We start from the raw sequence: 21,634 nt of genomic DNA, 5'->3' as shown, positions 1-21,634 counted from the left end.
TCGCTGCTGGTGCAGCGACGAGTGCTCCAGGGGAGGGCGTAAAGCCCATGTCGCATACCGTGACACGTTCCGCAGTCGCATTTCTTCTTCTCCTTTCCGCCCCACCTGTCGCGCTGGCGGCCTCCGTCACCAACAAGGATGAGGCGCCCGTGGTGCTCACCGTCACCGAAGGCGGCAACCGCGTGGAGGTCGTCGTCGATGCCGGCGCTTCCGAACGGGTCTGCCCCTCCGGCTGTTTCATGACGACGCCCGATGGCGACCGTATCGGGCTTTCGGGCGACGAGACGATCGAGATCGTCAAGGGTTCCGCCGTCGTCAAGTGACGGCGGCTTCAGCCCGTTCCCTACCTTTTTCATGAATTTTCGAGGCTTGCGATTTTTGACGCTTGCCTATTTGCGCGTCGTCGCGGCAAGCTTTTCCCATGTCGTAAACAGGCCTCTCATGACGCATGCCTCGCTGCATAGTTCGCGACAATGGTTCGTTCGGTATGGGCTGCCGGACATTCGATAAAAGAGGGTATTTTTCCATGAAGTCACATGCGCGGGCAGTGGTCATCGGCGGCGGCGTGGTTGGTGTTTCGACGCTCTATCACCTTGCGAAGAAGGGATGGGGCGACAGCGTGCTCATCGAGCGCAAGGAGCTGACATCAGGCTCGACATGGCATGCGGCGGGCCTCTTGCCGCTCTTCAACATGAGCTACTCGGTCGGCCAGATCCACAAATATTCCGTCCGCTTCTATCAGGAACTGCAGCAGGAAACCGGCATGAATGTCGGTTTCAGCCAGGTCTCCAACATCCGTCTCGCCCGTACCAAAGACCGCTGGGACGAATTCATGTACTATGCAGGCATTGCCGAGACGATCGGCGTGAAGGTCAATATCCTGACGCCCGAGCAGGTGAAGGAGATCTGGCCTCTCTGTGAGACCGACGGCCTGCTTGGCGCAATCCAGCATCCCGATGACGGCTATATCCAGCCGGCGGATCTTACTCAGGCGCTCGCCAAGGGTGCTCGCGATTTCGGCGCCACGATCTACCGCAACACGACCGTCACCGCGATCGAGCAGCAGGCAGACGGGCTCTGGAAGGTGACGACGGACAAGGGCGAGATCACCGCGGAACACGTCATCTCCTGTACCGGTAATTTCGCCCGCAAGACCGGCGATATGGTCGGCATCAACATTCCGGTCATTCCGGTCGAGCACCAGTATATCGTCACCGAGCCGCATCCCGACATTCTGGCCCGCAAGGCAAAGGGCCTGCCGGAAATGGGTGTCTTGCGTGAAGCCGACAGCGCCTGGTACATGCGCGAGGAAAATGGCGGGCTGCTGCTCGGCCCTTACGAGCAGGGCGCGCCGGTCTGTTATGTCAACGGTCCCTCCGACGACAGCGAATACGAGCTGTTTCAGGAAGAGCTCGACCGCCTGATGCCTCATATCGAAACCGCGATCGCCCGTGTGCCGGCCTTCGGCGAAGTCGGCATCAAGAAGGTCTATAACGGCGCCATCGCCTATACGCCCGATGGCAACCCGATTGTCGGTCCCGCGCCGGGTCTCAAGAACTTCTGGCTGAACGAAGGCCATTCCTTCGGCATCACCGCTGCTGGCGGTGCCGGCTGGCAGCTGGCCGAATGGATCGTCGATGGCGAGCCGACCGTCGACATGATGGGCGTCGATCCGCGCCGCTTCGGCCCCTATGCCAAGGAAGGCTACCTCATCGCCAAGAACGAGGAAGCCTATGCCAACGTCTTCACCATGCACTATCCGGACGAGGAACGTGCCGCTGCCCGCCCGCTGAAGACGACGCCTGTCTATGACCGCCTGAAGAAGCTCGGCGCCGTGTTCGGCTCCGTCTACGGATGGGAGCGCGCCAACTGGTTTGCGCCCGAAGGCTATGACCTGCCGAAAGACCAGATCGGCGTCGGCGCCGACGTTCTGACCAACCACAATCATTCCGACCCGACCGAAGACGGCCGTATTCTGGAACGCTGGTCGTTCCGCCGCTCGAACTATTTCGAGCATGTCGGCAACGAAGTCATGAACGTCAACAAGAATGTCGGCGTGCTCGACATGTCGGCCTTCGCCAAGGCGCTGGTCACCGGACCCGGCGCGCGTGCATGGTTGGAGTCGATCTTTGCCAACGCGATCCCGAAGAAGCGCGGCCGTATCGCGCTTTGCCATATGCTGACCAAGGAAGGCGGCGTGCGCGCGGAATTCACCGTCTATGAAAGCGCGCCCGGCACTTTCTACCTCGTCTCGGCCGGTGCCTATGAGGCGCATGACCACGACTATATGCGCAAGCTGCTGCCGACAGACGGCAGCGTCAAGTTCACTCCGATCACCCAGGCCTGGGGCGTGCTCGTTCTCGCCGGTCCGAAGTCGCGCGATGTCCTGAAGAAGCTGACGCGCACAAGCCTCGACAACAAGGATTTCCCCTGGCTTTCGGGCAAGGAAATCTCGGTCGGTGCGGCGAGCGCCCATGCGCTGCGCGTCAACTTCGTCGGCGAACTCGGCTGGGAACTGCATCACCCGATCGAGATGCAGAATTACATCTTCGACAAGCTGATGGAGGCGGGAGCCGAATTCGGCATCAAGCCTTTCGGTATCCGCGCCATGCTCTCCATGTCGGTCGAGAAGTCCTATCGCCTGATCCCGCGCGAAATGTCGATCGAGTACAATGCCTATGAATCCGGCCTCGACCGCTTCATCAAGCCGGAGAAGGAATTCCTCGGCCGCGAGGGGCTGCTTGCCTACAAGGAAAAGGGCCTGAAGTGGAACTTCGCCACGCTGGTCGTCGAGACCGGCAATGACGTCGACGCGCGTGGTTCGGAAGCGATCTACAACGAGGCTGGCGAGCTCGTCGGCCGCGCCACCAACGGCACTTTCGGCTTTCGCATCAACCGCTCGCTGGCGCTCGCCATGCTGCGGCCCGATTATGCCAAGGAAGGCACGAGGCTGAAGATCAAGATCCTCGGCACGACCTACAACGCAACGGTGGTCGGCGAGAGCCCGTTCGACACGGAGAATGCAGCGCTTCGTGCCTAAAACGCGTCGTGACATAGTCTAGTTTCTTAAGCATATGAAGAAGAAAAAGGCGGCCGCACCATCGGCCGCCCTTTTTGCAGCTGGCTGCAGCCCTTCGATTAACAATTGCTCAAATGAATTCATGTAACCGTTTCGTTCGGGGACACAATTTCCATTTAAAGGTTTGTCATGGCGTTTCTAGGTATTTCGGGGATGCAATATTCCGGAGGAATGTTTGCTGGCGCGCGTATCATCCTCGCTGAAGATTCCAACGTCTTCACGTCGATGATCGGGAAGCGGCTCAAGGAGCTCTTCGATATCGACGTTGAGATCTGCCGCAACTTTGAAGATCTGCAGCTTTCCTACGACAAGTCTTCCGATCCGATCACGCTCGCGATTTCCAACATCAACCTGCCGGGCGCCGAAAACGGCGAGGCCTTGGAATACCTGGTCGATCTGTCGATCCCGACGATCGTTTTCACCGGCACGTTCCATGAAGGCATGCGCGACAAGCTGCTTGCCAAGGACATCGTCGACTACATCCTCAAGGACAATGTCTTTGCCGTCGACCTCCTGGCGGAATCGATCTGCCGGTTCCTGACCAACCATCGCCATCACGTGCTGATCGTCGATGACAGCGCCACGGCCCGCGCGCTGCTGTCCAGCCGCCTCAAGCGCTATAATTTCCGCGTCAGCACCGCCGAGAGCGGCGCGAAGGCTCTGGAGATCCTCAAGGCTAACCGCGATATCGGCCTGATGGTCACCGACTATAACATGCCCGACATCGACGGTTTCGAGCTGACGCGCCGCATCCGCGCCTCGATCGGCTCGCATGAGCTGCGCATCATCGGCGTTTCCTCCTCTTCCAACCGCCTGCTTTCGGCGCGGTTCCTGAAGGCCGGCGGCAACGACTTCATGCTGCGTCCCTTCATCGACGAGGAGTTTTACTGCCGCGTCAACCAGAACCTGGACACGCTCCTGCAGATCCAGTCGATGCGCAGGGAACGGGCGGTTGCCTGATCCGGCCGCGAAGATCGGGTGCGGGGAAACGCCTCCGTGATCGGCCCACACCGAAAAGATATGACTGAGGCTCATATTTTTGCAATCACAGGTGTTGTTGCCGTCATTTGCCTCTTCACGGAACGGGAGGCCTCGGCTATCGTCCGGCACTGCAAGAGAGGGCGAGTCGACCCTCTCGTGCATGTGGAGGGGTAGGTAGCCGTGACATTCCAGGGGGATTATCAGCGGGAGCATGCAGGTCCTCGGTTTGGAGGAATCCGCATACTTCTGGTTGAGGATTCCCGAATGTTTTGTGCCGTGCTCTGCCATCGGTTCCAGACCGAGCTCAACCTCAGCGTTGTTTGCTGTTCCTCGCTGAAGGCGTTACGTGAAGAGCTCTCGCAGGACGGCCACGGTTACAGCATGGCCGTCGTTGACCTGAACCTGCCTGACGCACCCTATGGCGAGGCGCTCGACTGCACGATCGAGCACGATATTCCAGCCATCGTCTTTACTGCGACCTTCGATCTCAACACCCGCGCCCGCATCCTCGAGCGTAATGTCATAGACTATGTGCTGAAGGATAACGAGTTCGCGCTCGACAATCTGGTCGCGACCGTGCGCCGGGCGATCATGAACCGCAAGACCCGGGTGCTCGTCGTCGACGACGTTTCATCCGCACGCCAGGTACTCGTCGATCTCCTGAAGGCCCAGCAATATATGGTCGTCGAAGCCAATTCCGGGCTTGAGGCGATTGCGGCACTCGAGACCTACAGCGATATCGAGCTCGTCGTCACCGATCATCATATGCCCGACATGAGTGGCTATGAGTTGACGCGGCGCATCCGCCATCGGTTCGGTTCGGACAAGATGCGCGTCATCGGCGTTTCCTCCTCGAACGACCGCATGCTGTCGGCAAGTTTCCTGAAGGCTGGCGCCAGCGACTTCGTCTACCGGCCGTTCGTCGCCGAAGAGCTGCAGTGCCGCATCGCCAACAATGTGGAGACGCTGACGCAGATGAAGCAACTGCGGGCGGCTGCGGCCTGCGACTATCTGACCGGCCTCTATAACCGCCGCTATTTCTACGACAACGGCCCGAAGCTGGTGAACGAATGCCTGCGGCTGAAAGTGGCGAGCGCGGTCGCCATTCTCGACATCGACCATTTCAAGCGGCTGAACGACACTTATGGCCATGAGATCGGCGACAAGGTGCTAAAGGCTGTCGCAGACAGGTTGCAGACGATCTTCGAAGGCAGCGACAACCTTCTTTCTCGTCTTGGGGGTGAGGAATTCGCCATTCTCTTCCCGCAGATGGATTCGTTGGCCGCCACCAAGCTCTGCGATGAGATCCGCTCGGACATTTCCCGCTTGAGAGTGACGGCCGATGACGAGGAACTGTCGGTGACGGTGTCAATCGGCTTGGCCGAGATCACCGGTTACGAGACCTTCGAGAACTATCTGAACGCGGCAGACCAGTTCCTCTACATGGCCAAGCACAAGGGGCGAAACCTTGTCTATTCCGACGCCAAGATGACGGAAGAGGCGGCGCAGTAAAGGGTCTCCCGTCGTCATCCTCGGGCCTGTCCCAGGATCTAACCACCTATCAAAACACGAGCGGCGGCAGATGCTCGGGACAAGCCCGAGCATGACGGAAGTGGGGGCTCAAGCAGCAACCGCCTGCTGACGGGCCGTGGCCATGGTCATCTTGCGATCGGCGCGCTCCTGCTGCGGCGAGCGCTGGTAGAGTTCGCGATAACACTTGGAGAAGTGCGAGGCGGAGACGAAGCCGCAGGCAACGGCCACTTCGACGACCGGCATGGAGGACTGAACCAGCAGGTGACGGGCGCGGTCGAGGCGGATTTCCAGGTAGTAGCGGGCAGGGGAGCGGCCCATTTCCTGACGGAAGAGGCGCTCGATCTGGCGGCGGGACAGGCCGGCGCCTTCGGCGATCTCCAGCAGTGACAGCGGCTCGGCGAGATTGCCTTCCATCAGCTCGATGATCGACAGGACCTTGGCGTTCTGGACACCGAGGCGGGCGCGCAGCGGCAGGCGCTGGCGGTCATGTGGGTTGCGCACGCGATCGGTCAGGTGCTGCTCGCAGATACGGTTGACGAGGCTTTCGCCGAAATCCTCGCCGACGAGGTTCAGCATCATGTCGAGCGATGCCGTGCCGCCGGCGCAGGTATAGAGATTGTTGTCGACCTCATAGAGATCGGCATAGACCTCGACCTGCGGGAAGGCCTCGGAGAAGCCCGGCAGGTTTTCCCAGTGGATCGCGCAGCGCTTGCCGTTCAGGAGACCCGCCTGGGCAAGCACATGCGCGCCCGTACAGAGCGAACCGACGGCGACGCCGCGATTATAGGATTCCCGCAGCCAGGCATTGACGGACTTGTTGTTGAAGGTCTCGACATCGATGCCGGAACAGACGAGCACCATGCCCGGCCGGTTTTCGCCGCCCAGATGGCGACGCTCTTCGGCGAGCGACGAATTGGCCTCCACGCCGATGCCGCAGGAGGAATAGACCTTTTCGCCGTCGACGGAACTCAGGCGCCATGTATAGGCCTGATAGCCGAGCATGCGGTTTGCGATACGCAGGGTATCCACCGCCGCCGAAAAGGGCAGCATGGTGAACTGAGGAACCATGAAGAAGACTACGGAACGTTTCTTGAGCTGCATCTTGTTCATTGGAAAATCCATGCTCGAGGGCGACTGCATATTGGTCGCGTGGAATGCGTCGTTCCGATGTTCCAAAAGCGACACTGGCATGGATAAATGCGGCTAGGAAGAGCAAATCTGCGACATTGGCCGTGATTTGCGGCGCGAGCGGAGCAAGAGGCGTCGCTGCGGGCCGGTAGTGCTGTGAAATTCACTGGGGAAAAGGCAGGCGACGGATATGAAAAAGGCGGCGCTGCATGGGGCAGGCACCGCCTTTAGCTTGGGAGGTATGTCGCATTCATTGCATATGGTTGCATTCATGAGCCCTGTTCTTAATGAGCTCTGTCTTTGCCGCTCTCGTCGGCACTCGGCCAACCGATATCCTTGCGGATGTCGAGGGGCATGGATTCGATCTGGCGTTCCGTCTGCCAGCGGCGCCATGCACGCACGAGCCTGTCGGCATAGGAGCCGAGCGAAGAATGTCTGCCGTAGGATGACAGGCCCTTGCCGCCATCTCTGTAGGTCATCGAGGTCATTGCCGTTTCCTTTCCTTGCTGATCTAGGATTCCCGTATCCTCGAGATGAAATATGCGCTTGCGGCACTCATCATTCAAACGAATAGATTTCATGGGTACCATAAGCTATTTTGAACTATCGCTACTGCTCGTCGAGAGCGGGCAGGGCGCAGACATCGGCCGCAAGATGCGGCGGATAATGCTTCATTTCCTGCCTGATCCGTTCGCGTGCCGCCACCCGAAACATGCGTGCGCGGAAAGCGAAGAAAGCCTGGAGGATGTTGAAGTCTGCTATCTGCGACATGATCGGCCTCCTTTGTCTTCAGCCTCATCGTCACACCTAAAATATAGGTACTGAGGCTGATTCAAACAAATGAAATGAACTGGGCTTTAAGTTCAGCGAAATTGAAAGATGAGCGAGGTCGTGCACATGGCTGTGAGGAGCTGCGTTCGGCATCTCTTCAAGCCTAGTGACGACATATCAAAGGACTGACGGACGCGGCGATCCAGGCGCAGCCGTCAGATGACCATCTGCTCGCCAAGCTCCACCACGCGGTTGCTGGGGAGCTGGAAATAGTCCGAGGGGTCGATAGCGAAGCCGGCCATGGCGATGAAGAGCCGGTCCTGCCAGGCCGGAAGGCCGGTGTTCGGATCGCCGACGAGCTTGCGCCTGCCGAGGTAGAACGAGGTCGACATGATCTCGAAGTCGAAGCCCGCCTTGCGGCAGAGCGGCAAGGCCCTGGAGACGTCCTGATCCTCCATGAAGCCGAACAGGAGCTGGATCTTGATGAAGCGCTCCGAAAGCCTTTCGATTGTCACCCGCTCGGTTTCCGGCACATAGGGGCGCGGCGCGGTCTTCACGTTGAGGATGACGTTACGCGCATGGAGAACGCGATTGTGCTTCAGATTGTGCAGGAGCACGCCGGGTGTCATGTCGGGAAGGCTGGTCAGGAAGATCGCAGTTCCGGGGACCTGGGCGGGAGCGTGATCCGACTTTCGTTCGATCGACGCAAGGAATTGCATCAGAGGTATGTCGCTCCTTGCGGATTTCTCGCGCACCAGCAGGGTTCCCTTCTTCCAGGTCCACATCATCACCATCAGCGCGCCGGCGATCAGGACCGGGACGTAGCCGCCGTCATGGATCTTCAGGAGGTTCGCTCCCAGGAAGATGCTTTCAAGCACGAGGAGCGGCAGGAGTGCCGCCAGTGCCGTGGCCACGTTCCATCCCCAGACGACGCGGAGAAACTGGAAGGACAGGATCGTCGTGACGACCATCGCACCCGTGACCGAAATTCCATAGGCGGTGGCAAGGGCCTCGGAGGAGCCGAATGCGAAGATCAGGGTAAGCACGCCAAACAGCAGTGCCATATTCACCGCCGGGACATAGATCTGGCCGGTGTTGGAGGCAGAGGTGAAGCAGATCTCCAGCCGCGGAAGGAAGCCGAGATGGATCGCCTGGCGGGCAAGCGAGAACGCCCCGGTGATGACCGCCTGGCTGGCGATGATGGTGGCTGCTGTGGCGAGAATGACCACAGGAAGGATCGCCCATTCCGGAAACATCAGGAAAAACGGATCGGACGCAGCCTGCGGGTTGGCAAGCACCAGTCCGCCCTGGCCGAGATAGTTCAGCGCAAGCGACGGGAAGACCACGACGAACCAAGCCGCCTGGATCGGTTTCCTGCCGAAATGGCCGAGGTCGGCATAAAGCGCCTCCGCGCCCGTCACGGTGAGGAAGACGGCGCCGAGGACCACGAGGCCGATGAGGCCCGCGTGGGTGATGAAGTCGAAGGCGTAGAGCGGATTGAGTGCTGCGAAGATCGCGGGATCGTCGGCGATATGGACAAGTCCGCCAAGCCCCATCACGAGAAACCACAGTAGCGTTATCGGGCCGAAGAGCTTCGACACGGATGCGGTGCCGACCGACTGGACGAAAAACAGCAGCAGCATGATCGCGACGGCGATCGGCAGGACATAGGGGGTGAAGACCGGGGTTACGAGCTTCAGCCCTTCGAGCGCCGACAGCACCGATAAGGCAGGGGTGATCATGGCATCGCCGATGAAAAGCGCGGCACCAATGATGCCCGCGAAGAAAAAGACGGTCGCATGTCGGCTGGTCTTTTTCATGAGGAGGGCCAGCAGGGAAAGGGTTCCGCCTTCGCCCTCGTTGTCCGCCCTCAGCAGAAACAGCACGTATTTGAACGTGACGATGATCGTCAGCGTCCAGATCATCAACGAGATCAGCCCGATGACCTCGTTTGGGGTGACGCCGTCATGGACGAAGGGTCGCAGCGCTTCGCGGAAGGCATAGAGCGGGCTCGTCCCGATATCTCCATAGACTACGCCGATCGCCCCGAGCAGCAGGGCCGCAAACTTTTGCTGGCCTGCATGGGGCCGGTCTGCGTCGTGGGTGGTGGCGGACATGGATATTCCTTGATTGTTGTTCGGCCCTGATTGCTGCTCAGAACGAAAGATATGGGGCGCAAGCCTGAGAATGGCACGCCGATCGCGTGAGGGGCGGTCAGAATGATCGCGCCGATCAGTTCTCCGCCCGTGCCTCGTCCTTCGTCAGCGCACTGACGAGCAGCTTGTCGACGCGCCGCCCATCGAGGTCGATCACCTCGAATTTCCAGTCGTTCTTGACGAAGGTTTCCCCGAGCTCGGGCAGGTGTTTCAGTTCTTCGAGAACGAGACCGGCGACGGTCTGATATTCGACGTCTTCATCAACGGGGAAGTTCATGAATTCCGAAAATTCGTCGATCGGCGTCCATCCGGAAACCAGATAGGATCCATCCTCGCGTCGCTTGATCGCCGGTTCCTCGCCGGAGGCCGCGTTGCCGAAAACGCCCATGATCGATTCGAGGATGTCGCCTGACGTGATCACACCTTCGAAGTGGCCGTATTCGTCAAAAACCAGGACCATATGCTGCGACGAATTGCGGATGGATTCGATCACCGATGAGGCGGGAGCGAGGTCCGAGATGATCGGAACATCGTGTACCAGCGTCATGATGTCGACCGTCCGGCTGGCAGCAAGGGCATCGTAATAATCCTTGACGGCGAGAACGCCGAGAACCTCGTCGGAGCTGCCCTTGCGGGCCGGCAGACGCGTTCGCGCGGTCGACTGGATGGTCTTGCGGATCTCCTCCGCGGAATCTTCGATATCGACCAGCTCGACGTCGCGCCGCGGCGTCATGAGTGCGCGCGCCGTTCTGTCGGCAAGACGCATGACGCCGGTGATCATGGCGGATTCGCCGCTCTCGATCACGCCGGCGCTCTGGGCTTCGGCAAGAACCGTCTTGATCTCCTCGTCGGTGACGCCATCGGTGTTCTTTCCGGACTGGCCGAGCAGCGCGAGAACGAGTTTGCCCGAGCCGTCGAGCAGCCAGACGAGCGGCAGAGCCGCCTTCGACAGGTAGGTCATCGTCGGTGCGACCCTGGCGGCAACGGCTTCCGGCGCGCGAAGGGCCATCTGCTTGGGCACAAGCTCACCGATGATGAGCGAGAGATAGGTGATCGCCACGACGACCGTACCGACGCCAAGCCCGTCCGCCCAGGCATTGGGAAGCCCCTGCGCCAGAAGCCAGGCGGAGAACCGCGCGCCGAGCGTCGCACCCGAGAAGGCACCTGACAGGACGCCGACGAGGGTGATGCCGATCTGAACCGTCGACAGGAAACGGCCGGGATCCTCGGCGAGGCGCAGCGCCAGTCGCGCTCCCCTGCTTCCCTGGTCCGCCATAACCCTGAGGCGTGCCGGGCGGGCGGAGACGATTGCGAGCTCCGACATCGCCAGGACGCCGTTGAGAATGGTGAGGAGGATGACGATGGCTATTTCGGTATACAAACTTAGGCCTGTTTCGATGATAATGATGCGTCGAAACTATGCGATCTCGTCTCGCTTTGCGAGGGTTCCCGTCGAAGATCATGGCGCTTGGCAAGATAATTATGGCGAACTTTTCGCTGCCAGCGCAACTGGAGAATCGCAAGACGGCATCTCCTTGAAACAGCGCCTCATATAGTCTTCGGCTTATAAACCCACTCTTAACGATCTATTGACCATAATGAAGGCTTAACGCCGCCCGCGTGTGCGGTGCTTGTGATGTTTTCGTGTCTCGCACCATGGACGAAGCCTGTGTCCCTTCATCAAACCATCGCCGCCATCCCGACGACCGCCTCTGTGTGGCTTTTGTCTGTCGTTGCCCATCGCATGGCGATTGCTGCGGTCTTCTTCTTTGCGGTCATTGCCGGATCGGGCGAGGCGGCGGCCGAAGACAGGGCGCTGAAACTCTACTTCACGCATACGGGCGAGCGGGCGACGATCGTGTTCAAGCGCAACGGCAAATACGACCAGCGCGGCCTCAACCAGATCAACCGTTTTCTGCGCGACTGGCGCCGTAACGAGCCGGCGAAGATGGATCCGCGGCTGCTCGACCTCGTCTGGGAAGTCTATCGCAAGAGCGGGGCCAAGGAGACGATCCACGTCGTCTCCGCCTATCGCTCGCCGGCGACCAACAACATGCTGCGCAACCGTTCGCGTAATACCGGTGTCGCCAAGCGCAGCCAGCACATGCTCGGCAAGGCGATGGATTTCTATATTCCGGGCGTCAAGCTTGCGACGCTGCGTGCGCTTGCCATGCAGATGCAGGTGGGCGGCGTCGGCTATTACCCGACATCGGGTTCGCCCTTCGTGCATCTCGATGTCGGCAATGTGCGCGCATGGCCGCGCATGTCGCGGCAGGAGCTGGCGCGGCTGTTCCCCGACGGACGCACGATCCACCTGCCGGCGGACGGTCGGCCGCTGCCGGGCTATCAGGTGGCGCTTGCCGAGCGCAAGAAGGGTATCCGCTCCGCACCGATCGAGATTGTGTCAGGCGAGGATGAGGATGACGATGCTCCTGTAACGCCAAAGACAGCGGCACCGACCCTCCTGACGGCACGCGCGGCAGCACCTATGAGGGCACCTGATCCCATCGTGACCGGAAGCCTTGTCACCGCCATGCTGCCGACGCCGCAGAAGCGGGCCGAGATCGGGCTGGCGCCGCAGCTTGCCAAGCCCGAGGACAAGGCGGTTGCCGACCGGGCCTTTGCCGATCTTGCCTCACTGACCGTTCCGCTGCCGGCGCTGCGGCCTGTTGAAATCGAGGCCGTGGAAAGCGAGATACCCGCACCTGTGCCCATGGTCGCGCCGGTGCTGGCATCCGTCCAACCGGCTCCGGCCGATTTCACGCGCTTCGTCGTTGGTCGCAAGCCCGCCAATACCTCAGGTATCGCCGACCGGCAGACTCATCCCGCACCGACGGCTGAGCAGATCGCGGTGTTGCCGGTCTCCGCGTCGGAGCATGTCTCGGGCGGCGTCGGCGAGATGTCCGCGCGAGCGCTGATTGCCTGGGCGGTGCGGTCGCCGGAAACGACAGTTGAACTCACGGCGCCTGCTATGATCGGCAACACCTATCCGAAGGGTGTCGGCGAGGGCCGGACGGTTGCCTCAGGTGCGGCTGGAACAAGCTTCAAGACCAGCCGTTTCGGCACTGAGGGCTGAACTCAAATAGGCTCGATAGGGATCGCCCCACAAAAATAGAGGGCAGATTGACTTTCAATCAAATGGAATGATAACCTTCGTCATTCAGAAAAATTGAAAGATGTGACGATGACCATCCCGTTTCGCCGTCCCATTCCTCTGCTCGACAATGACGTGCTGCGCACCTTCGTCGCCATTGCAGAGACCGGTAATTTTTCGACTGCGGCCGAAACCGTGTTCCGCACGCCGTCGGCCGTTTCCATGCAGATCAAGAAGCTCGAAGAGCAGCTGGGCGTGATGCTGTTTCGCCGCGATGCGCGCTCGGTGACGCTCACGCAACATGGCGAAATGCTCCTGTCCTATGCACGCAACATCCTGGCGCTCTCCAACGAGGCGGTATCGCGCTTCATCATGCCCGAGCTCAGCGGCGTTGTAAGGCTCGGCGCGCCCGAGGATATCGGCGAGCGGCTGCTGCCGCAGGTCCTCAAAAGCTTTGCGCAGAGCTATCCGGGCATCATGGTCGATGTGACGATCGATATGAGCATCGGCTTGAAAAAGCGGATGGAGGAGCAGCGCCTCGATCTCGCGCTCATCAACTGCGCCACGCGGCCTTTCCCGACCAATGGCGAAGTCGTTTATCGCGAACGGCTCGTCTGGGCAGGCGCGAAGTGCGGTTCGGCTCATCGGCGCGATCCGCTGCCGATCTCGATCTGGGAAGACGGCTGCATCTGGCGGCAGGAAGCGATCGCCCAGCTTGAGCGCAACAAGCGGCCTTATCGCGTCGCCTATCTCAGCGCCCACACGATGGCGCAGCGCGCCGCCGTGGTCTCCGATCTCGCCATCGCGCCGCTGCCGCTCTCCTATGTCAGCGATGACATGGCGATCCTCGGCATACAGGAAGGGCTGCCGGAACTGGGCTCTTTCGATATCCAGCTTTTGACGGCATCGCAGATGACGGGGCCGATCGAGACTGTCGCGGACAGTATCCGTGCATCCTTCGCCGAGAGGTCGAAAGCGGCTGCTGCCTGAATTCGGTTAGCCGGTGAACTTTTCGCTCACGAACGCGTTATCCCGCCCGGACGGCATCAGCCGTTCGGGGTTGATTTCATAAAAGGATTTCGCACATGACGACCACGGGTAAAATCGCTTCCGCCTTGATGATCCTTCTTGCGCTTTCTTCCTGCGCCAACACGATCCGCGGCGTGGGCAGGGATACGGCAAATGCTGTCAATGCCACGCAGGATGCCGGCCGCAGTGTCGATCGCGCAGCGAAGAGATAAACAAGTTCAGATTTTTGAAGCCGGATAGGCTTTTTCCAGCCCGCCGGATCGGGTCAGCCCGGTCCGGAATGCGGCATAGGCCGGGTGCTGGCTGGAGCGCGCCGCTTCCATGAGCCTGATCTGCAGCCGGTCGGGCGCTGCTCCGCCGATCCATTTGCCGAGGGTTTCAAGCTTCAGCGAATTGAGAAGGCGCGAGGCGGAGGCGAGATCAAGGTGCCGATAGAGGCCCGCAAGCAGATTGTCATCCTGCGCCGGATTTTCCATCAGCAGCGACAGATAGGATTTGTCGGTTTCCGAGAGCGCCGCGAGTTTTTCCGCGACGGTATCGCGATCGGGGAAGGGCACCGTGCCAGTCATAACGAATCGTCCAGTCCTTGTTGTCGGAAAGGTTTATAGACTGGCCTTGACCTTCTCGGCTACATCGGTCGGAACCCAACGACTCCAGAGCTCCTCATAATTCTCAAGGAAATAGAGGGCTGCATTTTCGTTGTTCTCGCCGTTTTCATCCTGCCAGGCGAGGACCTGGCTGATGGTCTCGTTATCCCAGCTGCGCGCCTTCAGATAGGTCATGACGGGGCCGGCGCGGTCGGCAAAGGACCGGGTCATCAGCGTGAAGGCCTGCGACACTGGATAGGCGTTCACCTTGGGATTGGCGCAGCCGCGAACCGAGGTGCAGGCGTCCCATTCGGCCTGATCGTGCGGCATGCCGAAATCCAGAAGCTTCATGTCATACTTGCCGATGACCGATGTCGGCGACCAGTAATAGCCGAGCCAGCCGACCTTGTTGTCGAAGGCGCGGGCGATCGAATCATCGAAATCTTCAGGGGTCCGGCTGTCGACCAGCGCAAAGCCGCGCTTGTCGGCATCGAGCGCCTTGAAGAGATTGCTTGTCGAGATCTTGCAGGCCCAGGATTCCGGGCAATTGTAGATGGCGGCGTGCGAGGGGGCGTCGATATCGGGAAAGAGTTCCGGGTGCTTCAGCGCATCCTGTACGGAGCCGATATCCGGGTTTGCATCGGCGATGAATTTGGGGATGTACCAGCCTTCGATCGCTCCGTCGGCGAGGATTTCGGCGCCCTTCACCAACCGACCCTCCTTGATGGCGGTATCGAGCTGCGGCTGGACGGCCTTCGTCCAGAATTCCGAGGCGATATCGGGCGTGCCCTTGGCATCCATGGAGGCGAAGGTCGGCAGCGTGTCACCGTCAACAATCGAGACGGAGCAGCCGTAGCCTTTCTCGAGGATGAATTTGTCGAAGCTCGCGGCAATGCCGGCGGAGCCCCACCTCATCTCGGCAATCGAGACTTTGCCGCATCCGGCGGCTTGCGCAATTCCCGCATACAGACAGACGGCAAGGATGAACGACGTGAAAAATGTCTTCATTATATATTCCCCGAAATTTTATGTGATCGAACGTGCATGCACCGGGGCAATTAGCCGACAAATCTCTCCGCCGCTTCAGGTGCCAAACGCCCGGAATATGCTCGCCGGGCTTCCTGTCTGCGGCGCCGTTCGTCTGGTTTTCCGGCGGCTCGTCGCTGGCCATTTCTATCGATGGCTGATGATGAGCAAGCTTACGGATTTGCGGCAAGAAATCAACTCTCTTTTCTGTCTTGCATCAATCACTAAATAATTGAATCCGAAGAATTTATGCCGGCGCACGGAGGGTGCGATCTTGCGCGCGCTGGAGGCAAATGTGCCCCCTGCTGAAAGAGCTGAATGCGGTCTCAGATGAGAAAAATTAGAAAAAGTGCAAAAAAAGGTCGAAATTCGCGTCAAGGCGCGCTTTCAATAACCATCCGGTAAGAATGTGCCGTTATCAGTTGTGACGCGGCGGGGGACAACCGCGCTGCTTCTCCGGATCAGGTAGAGCGTCCCGGAGAAAGCGAGCTTCATCGCGTAATGGTGAAGGCGTCAGCGTTTTATGGCAAACCGCGTTGGGCTGATGGCCTGATCGCGGTTTTCGCATTTCTGGGTCCCTGTTGACCCGCCCGCAACGCTCATTGTAGGCCTGCGGAAACGCTTCACGGATAGACCCTAATGACCAGAGCCATCATGCTGCAGGGAACCGGCTCGGATGTCGGCAAGACGGTGCTGGTGGCCGGGCTTTGCCGGCTGGCGGCCAATCGCGGGCTGACGGTGCGGCCGTTCAAGCCGCAGAATATGTCGAATAATGCGGCGGTTTCCGACGACGGCGGCGAGATCGGCCGGGCGCAGTGGCTGCAGGCGCTTGCGGCCCGTACGCCATCATCAGTGCATATGAACCCGGTGCTGCTGAAGCCACAGTCCGAAAACGGCAGCCAGATCATCGTGCAGGGCAGGGTGTTCGGGCAGGCAAAGGGGCGCGACTATCAGCGGCTGAAGCCGCAGCTCATCTCTTCCGTGCTGGAGAGTTTCGCCAAGGTGTCGGAAGATGCCGATCTCGTCGTTGTCGAGGGGGCGGGTTCGCCGGCGGAAATCAATCTCAGGGCCGGTGATATCGCCAATATGGGCTTTGCGACACGGGCAAATGTGCCTGTCGTTCTCGTGGGCGATATCGACCGCGGTGGGGTCATCGCCTCGCTCGTCGGCACCCATGCGATCCTTGCCGAAGAGGATCGCAGCATGATTTCGGGCTATATCATCAACAAGTTCCGTGGGGATGTGAGCCTGTTCGACGACGGTATCACATCGATCGGCCAGTTCACCGGCTGGCCTTGTTTCGGCGTCGTGCCCTGGCTTCAGGCGGCGGGGCGGCTGCCGGCGGAAGATTCCGTCGTGCTGGAGCGGCTGGCCAAGGGCGCGCGAGGGGCGCTGAAGATTGCCGTGCCGGTGCTGCCGCGCATTGCCAATTTCGACGATCTCGATCCGCTGCGGGCCGAGCCTGATGTCGAGCTCGTCTTTGTACGCTCAGGCGAACGGCTGCCTGATGATGCGGGACTCATCATCCTGCCTGGCTCGAAATCGACCATATCGGACCTCAGCGATCTCAGGGCACGGGGATGGGACCGTGACCTTGCCGCTCATGTCAGGCGGGGTGGCCGGGTGATCGGCATCTGCGGCGGCTACCAGATGCTCGGCCGCAGGGTGCATGATCCACTGGGCATTGAAGGGGCGGTGACTGACATTGAAGGGCTTGGCCTGCTCGATGTTGATACCGAGATGGCGCCGGAGAAGACCGTGCGCAACAGCAGCGCGCGCTCCTGTCAGTATGAGGTGCCGCTATCGGGCTATCAGATCCACCTCGGCATCACGCAAGGGGCCGATTGCGCGCGCCCGGTGGCGGTTGTCGATGGCCTGCCGGATGGGGCGGTTTCCGCCGACGGGCATGTCATGGGCACCTATCTGCACGGCCTGTTCGGTTCGGATGCCTATCGGGGCAGGCTTCTCGAAAGCTTCGGGCTTTCAGGAGAGCGGGCGAACTATCGCCAAAGCGTCGATCAGGCGCTGGACGACGTTGCCGCGGAGCTTGAGCGCACTCTCGATGACCGCTTTCTTGCCGGCCTACTCTAAATCTCGCCTGAAACTTCGCGGCGGCGGCGGTCGAGTTCTTCGCTGTAGCGGCGTAGTGTGTGGCTTTCGCTGAGCTGGCCGATCACCTTGCGCTCGATCATGTTGTTGACGACGGCGAGTGCTTCGCTTTCGGTCTTGTCGAAGATCGCGGCTGCCTGCTTGGCGTTCATCTGCGGCTGCAGGAAATCGTTTTTATAGCGGATGAAATCGGCGAGATTCTGGGCTTCGTCCTGCGCGCTGGTGGGATTTGCGTAGATTTCCGGGACGAGCACCAGACCTGCATATTTGTCCTGATCGTCAACAAGGATGACGCGCTGAGTCGAGCCGATCGGGTAGGCCGTCTTGAAGTCGCCGAGCGTCATGCTGTTTTTAGCCGTCTTCACATCGGCGCGCATCAGCTTGTCGACGGTCAGGTTGCGGATCCAGCCGACATCATGGGCGCTGCGGATGCTCTCGCCGCGCAGGTGGAAACGCCATGTGGCGAAGGAGTAGCCGAAGGTGGTGCGAACCACGAGCGAGGAAGTGATGACGGCGGCGAGCACGAGGGCGGTGATCGGAAAGTCGCCGGTAATCTCCAGTGCGAGGAAGGTCATGGTCAGCGGCCCGCCGATGACGGCGACGGCAAGCGAACTCATGCCGACCACGGCATAGATGACGGGGGTCAGCGTCGCATCGGCAAAATAGGGGGCGGAATAGGCAAAGAGCTTGCCGAGCAGCGCGCCCATGAAGAGTGAAGCGAAGAACAGGCCGCCCCTGAAGCCGGAGCCGATCGAGACAGCCGAAGCGACCGATTTCAGCAAAAACAGGCTGATAAGGGCGGGGATCGTTACTTCGTTGGCGAGGTTCAGATGCAGTGCGCCATGTCCGGCGGCCAGAATCTGCGGCGAGACCAGCGCCAGCAGGCCGACGACGATGCCGCCGAGCGCCGGGCGAAAGGGCAGCGGGACGGAGCTCTTTCTCGCCAGTTCCTCGACGAAGGCAACGCCCTGCATGAGCAGGATGCCGATGCCGGCGCAGAAGGCGCCGAGTGCGATCGCCGGCACGTAATCGGCCGGCTGGACAGCGCCGAAACTGCCGACATCGATGATGAAATCGCTACCGGCAAGCAGGCGTGCAACCAGTGTGGCGACCAGGGCTGCAACGACGACCGGTGTCAGCGAGACGATGGCGTATGTGCCGATGATGAGCTCGAAGGCGTAGAACGCGCCGGTCAGCGGCGCATTGAAGGCGGCCGCGATGGCGCCGGCAGCGCCGCAGCCGACAAGCACGCGCAGATCGGCGCGGCGCAGTTGCAGTTTCAGGCCGAATTTCGAGGCGATGCCGGCTGCAAGCTGCGTATAGCCGGCTTCCAGACCGACCGAGGCGCCGAAGCCGTTGGAGATGATGTTCTGGACGGCGACGAGAATGCTGTCTGTCAAAGACAGGCGACCGCCATGCAGCGCATTGGCCTCGATCGGGTCGACCATCGGCTTCTTGCGCCACTTGGCGAGGATGAAGAACAACAAGCCGAGTAGGATACCGCCGGCGAAAGGCGCCGTCATCAGCAGGAACTGGTTGTCGATCTGCGAAGCGCTGAGCCGGGTTTCGGTTTCGATGCCGAAGATCAACCGGTGCATTGCCTCGGACACGAAACTCATGGCGCTGACCGCCAGCCCCGCAGCGATGCCGACCAGCGCGCCGGCAAAGACCAGGCCTATTTCACTTTGTCTGGCGAGGGCGCGCAGGCGTCCCAAATCGAATATGGTTGTGAAGGGCCGGAAGCGGCGGATATCCATTCGGGAGAGCATCATAGGAGAACTAGGCGACAGGAGCGGCGGTCAAGGGTGGCAGGCGGCACCGCATGCCTGCCAATTGCGGCTAAATACCGGCCGGGCAGTAAAGTTTCTATGACATAAGATTTTGAATAAACACGATAATCTTGGTAGTGTAAGTAGAGATGAACCTCTCTGGCACAGTGCGGGGCAATTGACATGGGGGTTGCGCGCGCCTAACCATGAAACCACATAATGGATGGTTCCGGATCGGCCTGACGCCTTCCGGATGAAAAGGGAATGTGACGAGGCGGACCCAAACCGGGGGCCTTCATCACAGCCGACCCCGCGACTGTAGAGCAGTCAGGGTCTTCCGTCCGGCATTTCGACTGCCGCGCCGACGGCCCGCATCCTGTGGGCGGGCAAGGTGGAACAGGCGCCGGAAAAGCCACTGGAAATGCACCGTGATCAGCCGGGGCAGGACGCCTCTCTTTCTACGAATCGTCCGCCTTTTCACGAGATGCAGCCGGGAAGGCGAGGCAGATCCGCTGGCACGATCAGGGGCGACCGGAAACGGTTGCCCCTATCGCGGCCGACAACTGCGAGCCAGGAGACCTGCCATCCGTGCCGGGCATAGTGCCCAACTGGGTGTTTTGCCCGCTGCCAGCACGGAGGTTGTTTTGGCTGAAGAATATGGTTCGGTGCTGCCTTTGGCGGTGCGATTGGCAGGCGTCGGTGCGGTGCTTTCGGCCTCTTGCGTCGAGTCTGTGGCACCCGCCTCTGTTGCCAAGGAAAGTACACTTAGAACAAGCCGCATCCTCTCTCACAGGAGCGTTTGCGCATGACCGCCACCTTCATCCTCGGCGGCGCGCGCTCCGGCAAATCCCGCTTCGCCGAAAATCTCGTGACAGCCAGCGGCCTCGACCGCCACTACATCGCCACCGGCCGGGCGTGGGACGGGGAGATGCAGGCGCGTATCGACCGGCACAAGGCCGATCGCGGTCCCTCCTGGACCACGCACGAGGAGCCGCTCGATCTTACGGAGCGCCTTGCGGCCATCGATGGCGAGGGCAGGGCGATCCTGGTCGACTGCCTGACGCTCTGGCTCACCAATCTTATGATGGACGGGCGCGATATCGCTGCGCAGTCCGCAGCGCTCGCCGCCTTTCTCCCTGACGCAAAGGCGCGGCTCGTCATCGTTTCCAATGAAGTCGGCCTCGGCATCGTGCCCGAAAACCGCATGGCGCGCGAGTTTCGCGACCATGCCGGCCGGCTGCACCAGATGATCGCGGCAGAGGCCGACGACGTCTATTTTATCGCGGCAGGATTGCCGCTGAAAATGAAGGGTTAGTTCCATGCAGCAGAAAATTCCCGCGACCGTCATCACCGGCTTCCTCGGCGCCGGCAAGACGACCATGATCCGCAACCTGCTCACCAATGCCGGCGGCAAGAAGATCGCGCTCATCATCAACGAGTTCGGTGATCTCGGCGTCGATGGCGATGTGCTGAAGGGCTGCGGGGCGGAGAATTGCACCGAAGACGATATTATCGAGCTCACCAATGGCTGCATCTGCTGCACGGTCGCCGACGATTTCATTCCGACCATGACGAGGCTTCTGGAGCGCGATCAGCGTCCGGACCATATCGTCATCGAAACCTCGGGCCTCGCTTTGCCGCAGCCGCTGGTGGCCGCCTTCAACTGGCCGGATATTCGTAGCGAAGTCACCGTCGATGGCGTCATCACCGTGGTCGATAGTGCCGCTGTCGCCGCTGGTCGTTTTGCCGATGACCACGATGCCGTCGATGCGCGCCGCGTCGAGGATGAATCGCTCGACCATGAAAGCCCGATCGAGGAGCTGTTCGAGGATCAACTGACCTGCGCCGACCTGATCGTACTGAACAAGACCGACCTGATCGACAGCGACGGGCTCGGTCGCGTGAAGAGCGAAGTCGCCTCGCGCATTGCCCGCAAGCCTGTGATGATCGAGGCCAGGAATGGCGACGTGCCGGCAAGCGTGCTGCTCGGCCTCGGCATCGGAACGGAAGACGACGTCGTCAACCGCAAGTCCCATCACGAGCTGGAGCATGAGGACGGTGAGCCCCACGATCACGACGAATTCGACAGTTTCGTCGTCGAGCTTGGTGCGATCTCGGACACGGCCGGTTTCGTCGAGAAGCTGAAGGGCATCATTGCCGAGCATGACGTGCTGCGCCTCAAGGGCTTCATCGACGTCTCCGGCAAGCCGATGCGCCTGCAGCTGCAGGCCGTGGGTGTCCGTATCGACCAGTATTTCGACCGCGCCTGGGCATCGGGTGAAACGCGCAGCACGCGTCTCGTTGTCATCGGCCTGCACGAGATGGATCAGGACGCGGTGCGCAAGGCGATCGAAGCGCTCGCATGAGGATAT

The 21,634-nt window shown here is 60.5% G+C and carries 18 protein-coding genes and 1 riboswitch; of the genes, 10 read left to right on the top strand and 8 right to left on the bottom strand.

Annotation, left to right across the window (positions count from 1 at the left end; translation table 11 throughout):
* Positions 1 to 47 precede the first annotated feature (47 nt).
* From ACK9YZ_RS13085 to ACK9YZ_RS13070, 4 genes are all read left to right on the top strand, one after another.
* Positions 48 to 323: a hypothetical protein gene (locus ACK9YZ_RS13085; protein ID WP_416064111.1), complete on the top strand. Its 276-nt coding sequence runs from the start codon at positions 48 to 50 to the stop codon at positions 321 to 323.
* Between the two features lie 203 nt (positions 324 to 526).
* A complete protein-coding gene (locus tag ACK9YZ_RS13080) occupies positions 527 to 3,040 on the top strand; it encodes a GcvT family protein (protein ID WP_416064110.1) in 2,514 nt (837 codons plus the stop codon).
* 168 nt (positions 3,041 to 3,208) lie between these two features.
* Positions 3,209 to 4,039 carry a response regulator gene (locus ACK9YZ_RS13075; protein ID WP_216755097.1) on the top strand — a complete coding sequence of 277 codons (831 nt, stop codon included), beginning with the start codon at positions 3,209 to 3,211 and terminating at the stop codon, positions 4,037 to 4,039.
* A 201-nt stretch (positions 4,040 to 4,240) separates the two neighbouring features.
* Complete coding sequence (locus tag ACK9YZ_RS13070) at positions 4,241 to 5,572, top strand: diguanylate cyclase (protein WP_416064109.1); 1,332 nt, start codon at positions 4,241 to 4,243, stop codon at positions 5,570 to 5,572.
* A 108-nt stretch (positions 5,573 to 5,680) separates the two neighbouring features.
* Here the strand turns inward: ACK9YZ_RS13070 and ACK9YZ_RS13065 are convergent, their stop codons facing one another.
* The 5 genes from ACK9YZ_RS13065 to ACK9YZ_RS13045 all read right to left on the bottom strand — a co-directional run bounded on the left by ACK9YZ_RS13065 (position 5,681) and on the right by ACK9YZ_RS13045 (position 11,029).
* Complete coding sequence (locus ACK9YZ_RS13065; protein ID WP_183736076.1) at positions 5,681 to 6,703, bottom strand: GlxA family transcriptional regulator; 1,023 nt, start codon at positions 6,701 to 6,703, stop codon at positions 5,681 to 5,683.
* 302 nt (positions 6,704 to 7,005) lie between these two features.
* Positions 7,006 to 7,209, bottom strand: a complete 204-nt coding sequence (locus ACK9YZ_RS13060) for a hypothetical protein (protein WP_216755095.1) — start codon at positions 7,207 to 7,209, stop codon at positions 7,006 to 7,008.
* A 121-nt stretch (positions 7,210 to 7,330) separates the two neighbouring features.
* Positions 7,331 to 7,492 (bottom strand): hypothetical protein, encoded by a 162-nt coding sequence (locus ACK9YZ_RS13055; protein ID WP_416064108.1) that lies wholly within the window; start codon positions 7,490 to 7,492, stop codon positions 7,331 to 7,333.
* A 215-nt stretch (positions 7,493 to 7,707) separates the two neighbouring features.
* Complete coding sequence (locus ACK9YZ_RS13050; protein WP_416064107.1) at positions 7,708 to 9,609, bottom strand: potassium transporter Kup; 1,902 nt, start codon at positions 9,607 to 9,609, stop codon at positions 7,708 to 7,710.
* Between the two features lie 115 nt (positions 9,610 to 9,724).
* Positions 9,725 to 11,029, bottom strand: a complete 1,305-nt coding sequence (locus ACK9YZ_RS13045; RefSeq protein ID WP_416064106.1) for a hemolysin family protein — start codon at positions 11,027 to 11,029, stop codon at positions 9,725 to 9,727.
* 288 nt (positions 11,030 to 11,317) lie between these two features.
* On the opposite strand from ACK9YZ_RS13045, the gene ACK9YZ_RS13040 reads away from it, so the two are divergent.
* The 3 genes from ACK9YZ_RS13040 (at position 11,318) to ACK9YZ_RS13030 (ending at position 13,983) form a co-directional block, all read left to right on the top strand.
* Positions 11,318 to 12,724 (top strand): DUF882 domain-containing protein, encoded by a 1,407-nt coding sequence (locus tag ACK9YZ_RS13040; RefSeq protein ID WP_416064105.1) that lies wholly within the window; start codon positions 11,318 to 11,320, stop codon positions 12,722 to 12,724.
* A gap of 108 nt (positions 12,725 to 12,832) precedes the next feature.
* Positions 12,833 to 13,732, top strand: coding sequence for a LysR family transcriptional regulator (locus ACK9YZ_RS13035; RefSeq protein WP_216755090.1), 900 nt, complete (start codon positions 12,833 to 12,835; stop codon positions 13,730 to 13,732).
* 95 nt (positions 13,733 to 13,827) lie between these two features.
* Positions 13,828 to 13,983, top strand: coding sequence for an entericidin A/B family lipoprotein (locus ACK9YZ_RS13030; RefSeq protein ID WP_007813980.1), 156 nt, complete (start codon positions 13,828 to 13,830; stop codon positions 13,981 to 13,983).
* A 6-nt stretch (positions 13,984 to 13,989) separates the two neighbouring features.
* Here the strand turns inward: ACK9YZ_RS13030 and ACK9YZ_RS13025 are convergent, their stop codons facing one another.
* Together ACK9YZ_RS13025 and ACK9YZ_RS13020 are read right to left on the bottom strand one after the other, a co-directional pair.
* The gene (locus tag ACK9YZ_RS13025; protein ID WP_416064104.1) at positions 13,990 to 14,340 is read right to left on the bottom strand and encodes a hypothetical protein; all 351 of its coding nucleotides are present in this window, start codon (positions 14,338 to 14,340) and stop codon (positions 13,990 to 13,992) included.
* Positions 14,341 to 14,373: 33 nt separating this feature from the next.
* A complete protein-coding gene (locus tag ACK9YZ_RS13020) occupies positions 14,374 to 15,366 on the bottom strand; it encodes a glycine betaine ABC transporter substrate-binding protein (protein ID WP_416064103.1) in 993 nt (330 codons plus the stop codon).
* 657 nt (positions 15,367 to 16,023) lie between these two features.
* Between ACK9YZ_RS13020 and ACK9YZ_RS13015 the strand changes: the two genes are divergently transcribed.
* Positions 16,024 to 17,475: a cobyric acid synthase gene (locus ACK9YZ_RS13015; RefSeq protein ID WP_416064102.1), complete on the top strand. Its 1,452-nt coding sequence runs from the start codon at positions 16,024 to 16,026 to the stop codon at positions 17,473 to 17,475.
* On the opposite strand, the gene ACK9YZ_RS13010 is transcribed toward ACK9YZ_RS13015, so the two are convergent.
* Positions 17,472 to 19,262 carry a chloride channel protein gene (locus ACK9YZ_RS13010; protein ID WP_216758898.1) on the bottom strand — a complete coding sequence of 597 codons (1,791 nt, stop codon included), beginning with the start codon at positions 19,260 to 19,262 and terminating at the stop codon, positions 17,472 to 17,474. The genes ACK9YZ_RS13015 and ACK9YZ_RS13010 overlap by 4 nt on opposite strands.
* A 207-nt stretch (positions 19,263 to 19,469) precedes the next feature.
* A riboswitch (cobalamin riboswitch) is annotated at positions 19,470 to 19,864 on the top strand.
* Positions 19,865 to 20,067: 203 nt separating this feature from the next.
* Here ACK9YZ_RS13010 and cobU point away from each other — a divergent pair.
* A complete protein-coding gene (gene cobU, locus ACK9YZ_RS13005) occupies positions 20,068 to 20,577 on the top strand; it encodes a bifunctional adenosylcobinamide kinase/adenosylcobinamide-phosphate guanylyltransferase (protein ID WP_416064101.1) in 510 nt (169 codons plus the stop codon).
* Between the two features lie 4 nt (positions 20,578 to 20,581).
* A complete protein-coding gene (gene cobW / locus ACK9YZ_RS13000) occupies positions 20,582 to 21,628 on the top strand; it encodes a cobalamin biosynthesis protein CobW (protein ID WP_416064100.1) in 1,047 nt (348 codons plus the stop codon).
* Positions 21,629 to 21,634 lie beyond the last annotated feature (6 nt).

It is taken from the genome of Rhizobium sp. ZK1 (assembly GCF_047782645.1).
GTDB lineage: Bacteria > Pseudomonadota > Alphaproteobacteria > Rhizobiales > Rhizobiaceae > Rhizobium.
This window is presented reverse-complemented; position numbering and strand designations above follow the sequence as displayed.

What these genes read in the sequence shown, in the direction of transcription:
- ACK9YZ_RS13080 (WP_416064110.1), top strand. Translation starts at nt 527, where the DNA reads ATGAAGTCACATGCGCGGGCAGTGGTCATCGGCGGCGGCGTGGTTGGT.
- ACK9YZ_RS13055 (WP_416064108.1), bottom strand. Translation starts at nt 7,492, where the DNA reads ATGTCGCAGATAGCAGACTTCAACATCCTCCAGGCTTTCTTCGCTTTC.
- ACK9YZ_RS13085 (WP_416064111.1), top strand. Translation starts at nt 48, where the DNA reads ATGTCGCATACCGTGACACGTTCCGCAGTCGCATTTCTTCTTCTCCTT.
- ACK9YZ_RS13075 (WP_216755097.1), top strand. Translation starts at nt 3,209, where the DNA reads ATGGCGTTTCTAGGTATTTCGGGGATGCAATATTCCGGAGGAATGTTT.
- ACK9YZ_RS13065 (WP_183736076.1), bottom strand. Translation starts at nt 6,703, where the DNA reads ATGAACAAGATGCAGCTCAAGAAACGTTCCGTAGTCTTCTTCATGGTT.
- ACK9YZ_RS13015 (WP_416064102.1), top strand. Translation starts at nt 16,024, where the DNA reads ATGACCAGAGCCATCATGCTGCAGGGAACCGGCTCGGATGTCGGCAAG.
- ACK9YZ_RS13025 (WP_416064104.1), bottom strand. Translation starts at nt 14,340, where the DNA reads ATGACTGGCACGGTGCCCTTCCCCGATCGCGATACCGTCGCGGAAAAA.
- ACK9YZ_RS13020 (WP_416064103.1), bottom strand. Translation starts at nt 15,366, where the DNA reads ATGAAGACATTTTTCACGTCGTTCATCCTTGCCGTCTGTCTGTATGCG.
- cobW (WP_416064100.1), top strand. Translation starts at nt 20,582, where the DNA reads ATGCAGCAGAAAATTCCCGCGACCGTCATCACCGGCTTCCTCGGCGCC.
- cobU (WP_416064101.1), top strand. Translation starts at nt 20,068, where the DNA reads ATGACCGCCACCTTCATCCTCGGCGGCGCGCGCTCCGGCAAATCCCGC.
- ACK9YZ_RS13035 (WP_216755090.1), top strand. Translation starts at nt 12,833, where the DNA reads ATGACCATCCCGTTTCGCCGTCCCATTCCTCTGCTCGACAATGACGTG.
- ACK9YZ_RS13030 (WP_007813980.1), top strand. Translation starts at nt 13,828, where the DNA reads ATGACGACCACGGGTAAAATCGCTTCCGCCTTGATGATCCTTCTTGCG.
- ACK9YZ_RS13010 (WP_216758898.1), bottom strand. Translation starts at nt 19,262, where the DNA reads ATGCTCTCCCGAATGGATATCCGCCGCTTCCGGCCCTTCACAACCATA.
- ACK9YZ_RS13060 (WP_216755095.1), bottom strand. Translation starts at nt 7,209, where the DNA reads ATGACCTCGATGACCTACAGAGATGGCGGCAAGGGCCTGTCATCCTAC.
- ACK9YZ_RS13050 (WP_416064107.1), bottom strand. Translation starts at nt 9,609, where the DNA reads ATGTCCGCCACCACCCACGACGCAGACCGGCCCCATGCAGGCCAGCAA.